This is a genomic window from Paracoccus benzoatiresistens, assembly GCF_026913015.1.
Lineage (GTDB): Bacteria > Pseudomonadota > Alphaproteobacteria > Rhodobacterales > Rhodobacteraceae > Paracoccus > Paracoccus benzoatiresistens.
In genome coordinates this window covers 1-11,880 of the sequence record NZ_JAPTYD010000082.1, presented here as the reverse complement: position 1 = coordinate 11,880, position 11,880 = coordinate 1, and the positions used below count along the sequence as shown (strand labels likewise).

Genomic DNA, 11,880 nt, shown 5'->3' with positions numbered 1-11,880 from the left:
AGGTCGCCATAGCTGGTCGCACCCAATACCTCGAAACCCTCAGCCTCGATGGCCTGGGCCAGACCGCGGATGCCCAGGCCCGACGTGTTCTCGGAACGGAAGTCTTCATCGATGATGACTACGGGGAAACGGAATTTCATAGGGCTTCCTTTTGGGCATCATCTCTGCAGCCCCGTTCTTTCCAGTGACGACTTGGTCGTCAAGGCAATGCGGTGACTGGAAACACGTTCTTTTTGATTATCATCGACAAGGGCGCTGCCCTTACCGAGGGTATCGAAGGCACACGTTACTGATCTGCCTCCCGTGCGCCCCGAATATGATAAATATCCTGCAGCAGTCAGGGTAAGGCGCTCAGGTGCTACTCGGTCGGATCGTCGCTGGCGGGGCCAGGGCTGATCTTGTGGTCGAACTTGGGCTGCCGTGCGGTGCCAGAAGGCTTGATGGGTTGGTTCCCCTTTCGCTGCGAAGGACGCGTGGTCTGATCTTTCTCCAGATCCTCCGACATGCTCCGTTCGTTACGAGACATTTTTCTCTCCTGTGGCAATTTTAGGATAAACGGCTGCAGCAAGGCGCCGTTCCTTCCGGCGTGTAGCGGCCTTGGAACCGCTCGCTGCTACTGTAGGCACACTCAGCTATTCCATAACACTCGATATGGCTTGGCGTGACCGTCGGACGACTACGGTGGTGACCGGCGTGGTGAAGCTGACGTAGCGAAGCATGATACAAGCGCTCCCCGACGCTGGCCAACTGTCAGTCCGTCTGCCGCCGTCAGTTGATACCCGAGCCACAACCCACCTGCGAAGGCAGCATGCGCTAAGGAATGCCGCTCTGCAGGAAAACCATGATCCGTTCACGGTTGACACGATCCGAGCTCCGAGGCGGCCCACCTTTCGCGGGCAGAGATGTGGATAGCAACAAGGGTTCGCCACAGCCCAAAGGGTATCAGAGACAAGTGAGGCGGGCATAAAGCGATCATCCGGCAGGCCTCATCAGCCAGCATGAAGTCGTGCGCCTGGCGGTCAAACGCTCTACAGAAGGCCCAACACACCGCGCAAGGCGGCCAGCATGGCCGTTGCCCCAAGCATAGCAATTGCTGCTTTTTCATATCTGCCATCGCCAAGCTGCCGAAATAACCACCCGCCAAGGTGGGTGCCGATTATCAGAAGGGGGAAAGATGCCAACGCCATCAACAAGGTAGGCTGCACCAACATTCCTTGGACCCAAAAGCCGGGAAGCGTGAAAAGCGAGGTGATAAAGAAGAAGATGGTCAGGGTGGCACGGGTTTGCAGGGCGGGGGTGGAGGTGCCCAGTAAATAAGCGACAGCTGGCGGACCCGGCATAGCGGCCATTCCTGAAAACAGACCGGCCAACATGCCTGCAGCCAATGCCCGCCGCGGTCCCGGGTTGATGCGCACCTGCTTGAACAGGGCCAGCAGCGCCGCCAAGACGATGAGGGCAATGACTACGCGCATCACGTCGGCAGACAAGGCATACAACGTCATCAAACCCAAAGGAGTGCCAATTAGCGCTCCTGCTGACAATGTCATAAGTGTCGTGCGTGCGACCAGATGGCGAAGCGCGGGAAGATCCCTGAAGCCGATCATGCATTGCAGAAGGACGGCAATCACCACGCCTTGCGTCGGAGAAAGGGCTATGCTGATCAGCGGAACCGCAGCCAGCGCAAAGCCAAATCCCGTTATGCCGCGCAGTATGGCCGAAACGAAGACAGCGCTGCAAACAAAGATGACGGTAGCCGCAGACCATTCCACTGTCAGGCTAGGTGACATACTACGACTGGTCCTGACCCATTTCGAAATCTCGGTATTACTTTAACCCTAGCCGCGATTGTTGGCTGCGCCAACAGATCTACAACGCGCATCGGTTCTCCCGTTCTTCCTGCCGGGGTATCCAGATCCCAAGTCAAGTCTTGCATCACAGATCAGCCCAAGCTCCTGGAGAGAGCCATGTCGCATGGCTCCTTGGCGGAGCCATGCGACGGTATTTATCCGATCCGGGCAAGCAGCGTTTCGGGGAGGTCGATCCCTTCGGCTGCGGCATTCCGGCGTTGCGCGATGCGCCGTGAACCGGGGATGCGGGCGTTTGGTTGCGCCTCGATGGCTGCAGCCAGCTTCTCTATATGGGGCAGGACACCCGGGCCGCCTAGGATCTGCGGGTCAAGCACGATGATCAACTGGCCGGTGGCAGGCGGCCCCCCCCGATCGTCAAGGAAGGACGAGGCATCGGCCGCATACTCTGCGCCGGTCAGACCGGCGGCCAACAACTCAACCATTAGCGCCAGCGCGGTGCCTTTGGCATCACCAAGTGGTAGCATAGTGCCCGCCAGTGCCGCGTTCGGATCAGTGGTCGGCTGACCATTCGCATCAAGCGCCCAACCTTCGGGGATCGGCGTGCCCTTCTGCTTGGCTGCCATGATATTGCCCCGAGCGACCTTGGACAGCGACATATCGATCACGATAGGATGGTCATCGGCACGGGGGCAGGCAAAGGCGATTGGGTTCGTTCCAAACAGCGCCGTGCTGCCTCCCCAAGGCGCAATAGCCGCGGGCGTATTGGCGAACAGAAGCGCCGCAACCCCCTGCTCGGCCAGGCGCTCCACCACCAGTCCCGCCGCCCCGCAGTGATGCGAACGATAGATCGAGGCAGCGGCAATTCCGGTTTTTCGCGCTATCTCAGGCAGACGTTCCACTGCCAGATCAAGGGCTGGATAAGCAAAACCGTGTGCAGCGTCGATGCGCAGGACTGAGGCAGTTGCCAGCTGTGCCGTCGGAACAGCCTTTGGGTCGATCTTGCCGCTCCGGACCTGCGACAGATAGCTGGGCAGGCGCGACAATCCATGGCCCTTCAGCCCGTCAGCTTCAGCCCCAACCAAGGCGCGCGCGACCGAGAGAGCCGACTGCTCGACAACGCCTTCGTCTTGCAGGGCGGCTGCAACGGCGACCTGCGCTTGTGTGATTGATGCTTTTGTCATGCTGGCTCATGCTCAAGATGATCAAGGACATTGCGGACCGTTAACCACGAAACCCGGGTGTTCGACTCGACTGTCACGCCGGCGATATGGGGGGTCAGCACCAAATTGGGCACCTGCGCAAAGGCGGCGCCTGCCTGTGCGTCGAGCGGCTCGGTCTCAAAGACATCCAGCGCCGCGCCGCCAAGGGTACCGTCCTGAAGCGCCTTGATGACTGCGGCCTCGTCCACCACGCCACCACGAGCCGCGTTGATCAGAATCGCGTCGTCGCGCATCCGGGCAATGGCTGCCGGGTTGATCATCAACCGGGTATCGGTGGTCAGAGGCACATGCAGGGAGATCACATCCGAACCGGCGAGCAGTTCGTCCAGATCCAGCGGACTGACCGTGCCCCAGCTCTGGGACCAGGCAGGGCTGTCGGGTGGCAGGAAGGGATCATAGGCGGCGACCTTCATACCAAGCGCCACCGCCCGTTGTGCCGTCGCTCGAGCGATGCTGCCGAAACCGACCAGTCCTAGAACCTTGCCCGAGATTTCTCGCCCGGTCAGGCGATTGCGCGGCCATGTTCCGGCGACCAGGCCATCATTGGCACGATAGGCACCGCGCAGCAGCAGCATGGCAGTGCCGATCACATATTCCGCCACTGAATCGTCATTGGCCCCCGTCGCCGGGCAGACCGCAATGCCGCGTGCTTTGCACGCTTCGATGTCGATGTTGTCGAGGCCCACGCCGAGGCGACCCACGACGCGCAGGTCCGGCGCAAGATCCAGCAAGGCTGGACGCACCTGGGTGCGGTTACGTACGATCAGCGCGCGCGCCTTCGGCAGGTGCTTGGCCAACGCTTCAGGATTGTCGACAAGCGAAGGGTCATAAACCACATCCAGTCCGGCAAGTCCTTCCTGGACAGCGGCCTCGTCCATAAACTCGGTGATGATTATCATCTTCGTTCCCATGCAGATGCAGATCGGAGCCGGGCAGCAATGCCGCCCGGCCAGAGTTATTCGGCCGTGTCGCCCAGAACTCGTTGCCAGGTCGCGATCTCAGCCTGCAGCTTTTCATTATGTGCGGAGGGGCTGCGCTGATCGTCCGGGAAGGGCGAGGTGCCGACGGCAGCGAAGCGGCCTAGTATCTTCTGGTCGTCCAGCGCGTCCTGCAGGGCCGAGTTCAGCTTCTCGACGACCTCAGTCGGTGTGCCGGCAGGTGCATAAAGGCCGTGCCAGATGGTGAAGTTGAAGTCCTCCAAGCCCAGTTCTTGCAGGGTTGGAAGATCCTTCAACGCCTCGAGCCGCTCGGCCGAGGTGACTGCATAACCTTTGACTGTGCCGCCTTCCAACTGCGGGATCGAGGTTGTGGATTGGTCGCACATGACGTCAATGCCACCGGCCATCAGATCGTTCATCGCCGGGCCCGTGCCTTGATAGGCCACCAGAGTGAACTTAGTGTCCATGGTTTTTTCCAGCAGCACCGCGCACAGATGGGAGTTCGACCCGACGCCGGCATGACCCACGGCAATGTCCTCGCCGCCTTCCTTCATTCGCTGGATCAGGGCCGCGCCGTCGGCTGCATCGAAATCCTTGCGGGCCAGCAGCACCATGGGACCTTGGTTGATCATCCCAAGCGGAGCAAAGGCAGTTTGGGTCTCGTACGTTAGGTCGGGATAGAGAGTTTCTCCTGCTGCCAGCGAAACATGGGCAATCAACAGTGTATAGCCGTCCGGGTCAGCATGGGCCACACGCGCCGCGCCTAGTGTGCCGCCAGCGCCGCCAACACTTTCCACAATCAACTGCTGGCCAAGTGTCTCGGACATGGACTGGCCGACAAGACGCGCGATAGCGTCGCTTGGACCGCCAGCGGCGAAAGGCACCACGAGGTTGACGGGGCGTTCAGGATAACCCTGCGCCCCTGCGATTCCCGCTGCAAGCGATGCTGCGGACGTTACGAGTACAGTTAGAAATTGCCGCATGAGTATTTCTTCCTCCTGATTTTCCGCCCCTCCTCGGGCGGCAGAGCGCACAAGCGCCGTATTGCTCTTATAACATATATCTTCTATAAAACCATAGCGGATCGAACGGATGAGCTCGGGCGGAGGAGGGGCGGCTCGCATCCCGGATCCCATCATCAGGGAGGAGAACAAACATGTCTCAAGACCTATCTCAGCCACCAACATCCGAGTTAACAAGCCAGAGGGGACACCACAAAGGCGGGCTTTTGAACCAGAACGTCGTCGGCGGAGCATGCCTGATTGGGCTGGCCGTCGCCGCCTTCCTGGCACTTGGGGACATATCCAGCGGAACCTTGCGATCCCTTGGCGCAGGAGGCATGCCGCGTGGAACGGCCTTCCTGATCGGGCTTATCGGGGTAGGCATGGTGGTCGTTGGCATCTTCCGAGGCGGTGAGGCAATCCCTCGAGTCTCCCTGCGTGGCCCTGCGATCATTATGCTGGCGCTGATCGTCTTTGCCTTCACGATCCGGCCAACAGCTATTGGGCCTGTTACGACACCGGGCTTTGGAATCGTCGCGGCCGGTCCTTTGGCGGTGCTGATTGCTGGCTTTGCCGAGCGCGAACGCGACTGGCTTGACCTTTCGATCCTGGCTGCGGCCCTGACAGCCTTCTGCATCCTGCTATTCGGTTATCTGCTGAACCTGCCAATGCCGGCCTTTCCCGTATCGTGGCTCGATTATTTTCCTGGCTGGACTCAGAGGCAGGTTATGCTGGTGGTGTCGGGCGGGCTGCTGATCGTGGCGCTGGGTCTGTTTCTGATCCGACTGCAGCGCAAGGGAGACGTCTGATGGATCTGATCGAGAATCTTGGGCTCGGCTTTTCGGTTGCCCTGTCGCTGCAGAATTTGGGGCTGTGCCTGCTGGGCTGCATGGTGGGCACGCTGATTGGTGTTCTGCCGGGGGTAGGACCGATCGCGACCATTGCGATGCTGCTGCCGATCACCTTCGGATTGGACCCGACAGGGGCTCTGATCATGCTGGCGGGCATCTACTATGGGGCGCAATATGGCGGATCGACGACGGCTATCCTGGTCAACATTCCCGGCGAGGCGACAGCTGTCATTACGACCTTGGACGGCCATGCCATGGCCCGACGGGGAAGGGCAGGGATTGCACTTGGGATTGCGGCGATCGGATCGTTCTTTGCGGGAACGGTCGCTACACTCATAATTGCCGCATTGGGGCGCCCCTTGACCGAGCTGGCGATGCTGTTTCGTCCGGCCGACTATTTTTCCCTGATGGTAATGGGTCTGGTCCTTGCTGTTGTGCTGGCTGGCGGTTCGGTGATCCGGGCCGTTGCCATGGTTCTGGCGGGCGTGCTGCTATCCTGTGTCGGCACCGATATTCAAACCGGAGAGGCGCGGATGACGCTCGGCTGGCTCACAATTGCTGACGGGATTGACTTCTCCGTGCTTGCCATGGGTATTTTCGGCATTGCTGAGATCCTGCGCAATCTCGAAGTCACAGAGGTCCGCGACGTCGCCCGCGAACGGATTGGTCGCTTGTTACCGGGGCGTGAGGAACTGAGCCAGAGTGCCAAGCCTATCTTGCGCGGCACCGCCCTTGGTGCGATCCTGGGACTATTGCCTGGGAATGGCGCGGTGCTGGGGCCGTTCGCCAGCTATGCGTTGGAAAAGCGCATGGCCAAGGATCCTTCTCGTTTCGGTCAGGGCGCGATTGAGGGCGTGGCGGGACCGGAAGCTGCCAATAATGCTGGCGCGCAGACCTCCTTCATTCCCATGCTGACTCTGGGTATTCCGCCTAATGCAGTCATGGCGCTCATGGTGGGCGCTATGACCATATTCGGCATCGTTCCGGGGCCGCAGGTTATCACGCAGCATCCTCAGTTGTTCTGGGGTATGATCGCCTCGATGTGGTTGGGCAACCTGATGCTGCTGTTGATCAACCTGCCACTGGTTGGTTTGTGGGTACGGCTATTGAAGGTACCTTATCGGCTGATGTATCCGACGATCCTGGTCTTTTGCAGCGTGGGGATCTATTCAATCAACTCCCAGATTACGGATGTGCTGTTCATCGGCTTCTTCGGCTATGTCGGTTATCTGTTGGTCAAGGTGGGGTTCGAGCCGGCACCGCTGCTGTTGGGCTTTGTACTGGGGGCGCTAATGGAGGAAAATCTACGCCGAGCGCTGGTTCTGTCACGCGGTGACCCTTTGGTCTTCATAAGCAGTCCAATCAGCGCCGTCCTGTTGTTGATCTCTGTCGTTATGCTGGGTTTGGCCCTCTTGCCCAGTGTCCGGCGAGAGCGGGACGAAGTGTTCGCCGAAGCGGATTGATCCGGAAGCTATTTGCTTGGGCCAGTTTGTGCTGGCTCAAGCCGACGATATTTTGTGACGAGACGATACTCTGCGAATAATTGTCGTTCTGATTGTGTTTCGCCAAGTCCTATATATATCACAAGAGAGCCGAAGGTGCCTCACTCGCTCCCCCGCCTGGGAGGCTTCAGAGTGCCTTATCTAGGAGTTTACATGCCCGATGAGCCCGCCACTCTTGTAGCCGCCAAGCCTCTCTATGCTCAGGTGCGTGATCAGCTGACGCGGCGGCTTGTATCCGGCGAGTGGACACCGGGTATGCTGATTCCTAGCGAGCAAGAGCTTGCCCGACAGTTGAATGTTAGCCAGGGCACGGTCCGCAAGGCGCTGGACGCAATGACGATGGACAATCTGCTCGTTCGGCGCCAAGGGCGCGGCACCTTCGTCGCACAGCCTGAGGACCCGCGGCAGCTATTCCAATTTTTCCGTCTATCTTCCGAGAAACAGCAGGAATTTCCCGAGTCGCAAGTACTGAAGATGACCCGTGTCTCTGGCACAAAGGACGTGGTCAAGCCCTTGGGGCTGAGTGCGGGCGATCCTGTCATCCGCATCGAGAGGGTGCGCTCAATGGGAGGGGCTCCAATCATCAACGAAGTGCTTTGGCTGCCGGCGGACCGCTTCGCCGGTTTGGTCGGGATGGAGCACATTCCCAACAACATCTATAAGCTCTTGTCGTCAAAGTGGGGCGTGACCATCGCTCGAGCCGATGAACAGTTACACGCCACCTTGGCCAGTGCGCAGGATGCCCTGCGGCTTAGCTGCCCTCAAGGCCACCCCTTGATTGCCATTCAGCGGGTGGCCTATGACCTTGAGGGGAGGCCTGTCGAGCTACGCCAGTCGCGCTGCTTGACCGACAATGTTCGTTATTCAGTGACGCTCCGCTGAATCCCACGAGTCACGGTTCTCAGGTTAGCGAGACCTGATAGACAAAGCTGTCGGTGCGGCAAAGACTCCGGCGGCGTTCGACCCGCAAATCCATGATATCGAACGCGACGCGCTCCACACAAAGAAGCGGCTCACCAACCTCTACATTCAGCGCCGTAGCTGTATCCTCATCCGCGATCATCGCGGAAATTGCTTCCTCTGCGCGCAGTACGATGCAGCCGTAATTTTGCTGGTAATGCACATAAAGCGTGTTGGGCAGCGCTGTGCGCTGGCCAAGACCCGCAAAGCGGGTTGCAGAAACCACCGTTGTCTCCAAAACGCTTGGCTTGCCCTTAAGACTGCGCACGCGTCGGATCTCGACAACGCTTTTGGGTTCGCCATCCAGGCCCCTGCGTTCAGCTGCCGTGGCGCGGCGGACGGTCACCTTTTGGCTGACCAACTCGGGGCGGATCATCTCCCCGTCGCGCTGCCTTAAGCGAAAGAAGTTGAAGAGTGCGCTGTCGGGGGTTCGGGCTGTGACAAAGGTGCCACGACCTTGCTCACGCCTGACAATCCCGTGCTGCTCCAACATCATCAGAGATTTGCGCGCTGTGCCCTGGGATACTCCCGTATCGGCTGCAATCTGCATCTCGCTCGGCAACATCGATCCTGGCAGCAGTTCTCCTGACGCGATCTTGGCGACAATGTTGTCGATCACCTTCTGGTAGAGAGGTTGTGCCATAGTGGTGCCCTTGTTTCTCCATGAAAGCTATCACGCCAGTTCTTCGCTCAGCAAGATGTATAGAATAACTCTTGTATAAGACATGAGATATATGATAGGTCTTTGCATGTAGCCTTACACTGCTTTTTGGAGGAGGGAAACTTGGGCATTCCACAGCTTCTTGTACATGATCATGAGGACAACGTCGGCGTCGTCGTTGTTGAAGATCTCCAGGCCGGCACCGAGATGATGTGCGTTGTGACGCATGACAATTCGGATTTCCGCCTGACTGCCAAGGCCGACATCCCGATTGGACACAAGGTCGCGCTGAAGCCGCTGAAGGCGGGCGATACGGTCATCAAATATGGCGAAGACATCGGCAAGATGGTCGGCGATGCGGACGTCGGCGACCATGTCCACACCCACAACTGCAAAACGAAACGGTGGTGATCCATGGCACTTGATTTCAGCAATGCAACCGTGAAGGCTTGGCGTCGCGAGAACGGTCGCGTCGGCGTGCGTAACCACGTCCTGATCCTGCCGGTTGACGATATCTCAAACGCCGCCTGCGAAGCAGTGGCGAACAATGTCAAAGGCACCATGGCCATCCCGCATGCCTATGGCCGCTTGCAATTCGGTGAGGATCTGGATCTCCATTTCCGTACCATCATCGGCACTGGCGCCAACCCCAACGTCGCTGCCGTGGTGGTTATCGGGATCGAGCCGGAATGGACCAAGGTCATCGTCGACGGCATCGCCAAAACCGGCAAGCCCGTTACTGGCTTCTCGATTGAACAAAAAGGTGATTTCGAGACGATCCGGCAAGCTGGCTGGAAGGCCAAGGAATATGTCCACTGGGCGTCTGAGCTGCAAAAGGAAGACTGCCCCGTGTCGGATCTGTGGATCTCGACCAAATGCGGCGAGAGCGACACCACCACGGGGCTGTCCTCCTGCCCGACCGTTGGCAACATGTATGACAAGCTGCTGCCGCATGGGATCTATGGCTGCTTCGGGGAAACCTCGGAGATCACCGGTGCTGAGCATATTTGTGAAAAGCGCGCGGCAAACCCTGAGGCGGCGGCCAAGTTCAAGAAGATCTGGCAGGCCTATTCGGAAGACGTGATCTTCGCCCACCAGACCGACGACCTTTCCGATAGTCAGCCCACCAAGGGTAACATCCTCGGCGGCCTAACCACTATCGAAGAAAAGGCGCTTGGTAACCTTGAGAAGATCGGCCGCACCTCGTCCTATATCGATGCGATGGGTCCTGCAGAAGCACCCTCTAAGGGTCCTGGCCTTTACTTCATGGACAGTTCATCGGCGGCTGCGGAATGCGTCACGCTGATGGCGGCAGGTGGCTATGTCATCCATACCTTCCCGACAGGACAGGGCAACGTGGTAGGCAACCCGATCGTTCCAGTGATCAAGATCTCGGGCAACCCGCGCACCCTGCGCACCATGTCCGAACATATCGATGTTGACGTAACCGGTGTTCTGACGCGCGAGATGACCATCGATCAGGCCGGTGATGCGCTGATCGAGATGATTGTCCGCACAGCAAACGGTCGTATGACGGCGGCCGAGGCTCTGGGCCATCGTGAATTCTCGATGACCAAGCTCTATCGCAGCGCCTGACGGCACAAGGCCGCCCTTCGATCTGACTGGGTCAGGGGCGGCTTTTATCCTTGTGGCTTCCTTAATGCCATGCGGGATCATGCGTGGCGAGGATTTGGATGCACTTCTGCCCGTGTCCATGCGCCCACAGGAAACAAGCCTGCGGTGCGCTGTGCTGCGGGCAGACCTCACATGATGCTCGGATCGGATCCAGATGGTAAAACCAGCAGTCGACATGCGGTCATGGGGTCGCGAGAAGTTCAGTATGCACGTCGGGTCTGCGTTATTCCCCGGTATTGCCGTTTCTCTTCTCGTCGCGGTCACGGCGCAGTTCCTGTCTGAACATTATGGCGCACCGGCTATGCTGATGGCGCTGTTGATGGGGCTTGCACTGAATTTTCTGGCCGAAGATGGCGCACGCACCAAAGCGGGGATCGAGTATTCGGGTCGCACGGTCTTGCGGCTCGGCGTAGCGCTTTTAGGCGCACGCATCTCTGTCGATATGCTGACGGACTTGGGTGGCGTGATGATCCTGTTGGTGATCAGTGGCGTTATTGCGACCATCCTATTCGGAATGGTTGCGGCCAAGTTTTTTGGCAGGGGCTGGCGCATGGCGCTGCTCTCTGGGGGCGCAGTCGCCATCTGCGGCGCTTCTGCCGCCATGGCAATTGCTGCAGTGTTACCAAAGACCGACAAATCGGAACGCAACCTCGCTTTTACGGTTATGGCGGTGACGGTGCTTTCGACTGTCGCTATGATCGCCTATCCACCCTTATCATCCTGGTTCGGCTTTACGCCCCTGGAGTCTGGCGTTTTTCTGGGCGGTACAATCCATGATGTTGCACAGGTAGTTGGTGCGGGATTTTCGATCAGCCCTGAGGTTGGCGAGACAGCGACGGTGGTCAAGCTTATCCGGGTTTCGATGCTGGCTCCTGTGGTGCTCGTCTTCTCCCTCGCAATCCGCGCAGGCAAGCTTGATACACATGCTCCGGGAGGAAAAAGACCGCCGCTGCTGCCGTCCTTCGTCGTGTGGTTTCTCGTGCTGGCTACACTGAATTCTTTTGGTTTTGTTCCGGCATCGATTTCCTATCTGGCCGAACAGCTGAGTCGATGGGCCTTGCTGACGGCGATTGCTGCCGTAGGCATCAAAACGTCGTTGGTACGCATGATGGAGGTCGGCGGCACTGCGATTGGATTGATCGTTGTCGAGACGATATTCTTGGCCTTCTTCGTTTTGGCTGGTGTTCACCTGATTGGCTGAAGGTTTGCTGAGGAAGATAATGTTTGAGAAAATCCTGATCGCCAACCGGGGCGAGATTGCGATCCGCGTGATGCGGGCGGCCAACGAACTGGGCAAGAAGACG

Annotated in this window: 12 protein-coding genes; 7 read left to right on the top strand and 5 right to left on the bottom strand. The window is 58.7% G+C overall.

Annotated elements, in window-relative coordinates; all coding sequences use genetic code 11:
• Positions 1-1,028: 1,028 nt before the first annotated feature.
• The 4 genes from OU682_RS22180 to OU682_RS22165 all read right to left on the bottom strand — a co-directional run bounded on the left by OU682_RS22180 (position 1,029) and on the right by OU682_RS22165 (position 5,090).
• Positions 1,029-1,787 (bottom strand): sulfite exporter TauE/SafE family protein, encoded by a 759-nt coding sequence (locus tag OU682_RS22180; protein ID WP_268944376.1) that lies wholly within the window; start codon positions 1,785-1,787, stop codon positions 1,029-1,031.
• Positions 1,788-2,002: 215 nt separating this feature from the next.
• On the bottom strand, positions 2,003-2,989 hold the full coding sequence (locus tag OU682_RS22175; RefSeq protein WP_268944375.1) for an Ldh family oxidoreductase: 987 nt from the start codon (positions 2,987-2,989) through the stop codon (positions 2,003-2,005).
• A complete protein-coding gene (locus tag OU682_RS22170; protein ID WP_268944374.1) occupies positions 2,986-3,927 on the bottom strand; it encodes a hydroxyacid dehydrogenase in 942 nt (313 codons plus the stop codon). The genes OU682_RS22175 and OU682_RS22170 overlap by 4 nt, the downstream gene beginning before the upstream one ends.
• Positions 3,928-3,983: 56 nt before the next feature.
• Positions 3,984-5,090, bottom strand: coding sequence for a tripartite tricarboxylate transporter substrate-binding protein (locus OU682_RS22165; RefSeq protein ID WP_268944373.1), 1,107 nt, complete (start codon positions 5,088-5,090; stop codon positions 3,984-3,986).
• Positions 5,091-5,194: 104 nt separating this feature from the next.
• Here OU682_RS22165 and OU682_RS22160 point away from each other — a divergent pair, with 104 nt between their 5' ends.
• The 3 genes from OU682_RS22160 (at position 5,195) to OU682_RS22150 (ending at position 8,202) form a co-directional block, all read left to right on the top strand.
• Positions 5,195-5,776 carry a tripartite tricarboxylate transporter TctB family protein gene (locus OU682_RS22160; protein WP_268944372.1) on the top strand — a complete coding sequence of 194 codons (582 nt, stop codon included), beginning with the start codon at positions 5,195-5,197 and terminating at the stop codon, positions 5,774-5,776.
• The gene (locus OU682_RS22155) at positions 5,776-7,281 is read left to right on the top strand and encodes a tripartite tricarboxylate transporter permease (RefSeq protein ID WP_268944371.1); all 1,506 of its coding nucleotides are present in this window, start codon (positions 5,776-5,778) and stop codon (positions 7,279-7,281) included. The genes OU682_RS22160 and OU682_RS22155 overlap by 1 nt, the downstream gene beginning before the upstream one ends.
• A 192-nt stretch (positions 7,282-7,473) precedes the next feature.
• Positions 7,474-8,202: a GntR family transcriptional regulator gene (locus OU682_RS22150; protein WP_268944370.1), complete on the top strand. Its 729-nt coding sequence runs from the start codon at positions 7,474-7,476 to the stop codon at positions 8,200-8,202.
• Between the two features lie 19 nt (positions 8,203-8,221).
• Here the strand turns inward: OU682_RS22150 and OU682_RS22145 are convergent, their stop codons facing one another.
• Positions 8,222-8,923, bottom strand: a complete 702-nt coding sequence (locus OU682_RS22145; protein WP_268944369.1) for a GntR family transcriptional regulator — start codon at positions 8,921-8,923, stop codon at positions 8,222-8,224.
• 141 nt (positions 8,924-9,064) lie between these two features.
• Between OU682_RS22145 and OU682_RS22140 the strand changes: the two genes are divergently transcribed.
• From OU682_RS22140 to OU682_RS24430, 4 genes are all read left to right on the top strand, one after another.
• Positions 9,065-9,352, top strand: a complete 288-nt coding sequence (locus OU682_RS22140) for a UxaA family hydrolase (protein WP_268944368.1) — start codon at positions 9,065-9,067, stop codon at positions 9,350-9,352.
• Between the two features lie 3 nt (positions 9,353-9,355).
• A complete protein-coding gene (locus OU682_RS22135) occupies positions 9,356-10,537 on the top strand; it encodes a UxaA family hydrolase (protein ID WP_268944367.1) in 1,182 nt (393 codons plus the stop codon).
• A 244-nt stretch (positions 10,538-10,781) separates the two neighbouring features.
• Positions 10,782-11,777, top strand: coding sequence for a YeiH family protein (locus OU682_RS22130; protein ID WP_268944366.1), 996 nt, complete (start codon positions 10,782-10,784; stop codon positions 11,775-11,777).
• Positions 11,778-11,796: 19 nt separating this feature from the next.
• Positions 11,797-11,880, top strand: an 84-nt coding sequence (locus OU682_RS24430; protein ID WP_371832299.1) for a biotin carboxylase N-terminal domain-containing protein, incomplete at its 3' end; no start/stop codon positions are given.

What these genes read in the sequence shown, in the direction of transcription:
- OU682_RS22180 (WP_268944376.1), bottom strand. Translation starts at nt 1,787, where the DNA reads ATGTCACCTAGCCTGACAGTGGAATGGTCTGCGGCTACCGTCATCTTT.
- OU682_RS22175 (WP_268944375.1), bottom strand. Translation starts at nt 2,989, where the DNA reads ATGACAAAAGCATCAATCACACAAGCGCAGGTCGCCGTTGCAGCCGCC.
- OU682_RS22170 (WP_268944374.1), bottom strand. Translation starts at nt 3,927, where the DNA reads ATGATAATCATCACCGAGTTTATGGACGAGGCCGCTGTCCAGGAAGGA.
- OU682_RS22165 (WP_268944373.1), bottom strand. Translation starts at nt 5,090, where the DNA reads ATGCGAGCCGCCCCTCCTCCGCCCGAGCTCATCCGTTCGATCCGCTAT.
- OU682_RS22155 (WP_268944371.1), top strand. Translation starts at nt 5,776, where the DNA reads ATGGATCTGATCGAGAATCTTGGGCTCGGCTTTTCGGTTGCCCTGTCG.
- OU682_RS22150 (WP_268944370.1), top strand. Translation starts at nt 7,474, where the DNA reads ATGCCCGATGAGCCCGCCACTCTTGTAGCCGCCAAGCCTCTCTATGCT.
- OU682_RS22145 (WP_268944369.1), bottom strand. Translation starts at nt 8,923, where the DNA reads ATGGCACAACCTCTCTACCAGAAGGTGATCGACAACATTGTCGCCAAG.
- OU682_RS22135 (WP_268944367.1), top strand. Translation starts at nt 9,356, where the DNA reads ATGGCACTTGATTTCAGCAATGCAACCGTGAAGGCTTGGCGTCGCGAG.
- OU682_RS22130 (WP_268944366.1), top strand. Translation starts at nt 10,782, where the DNA reads ATGCACGTCGGGTCTGCGTTATTCCCCGGTATTGCCGTTTCTCTTCTC.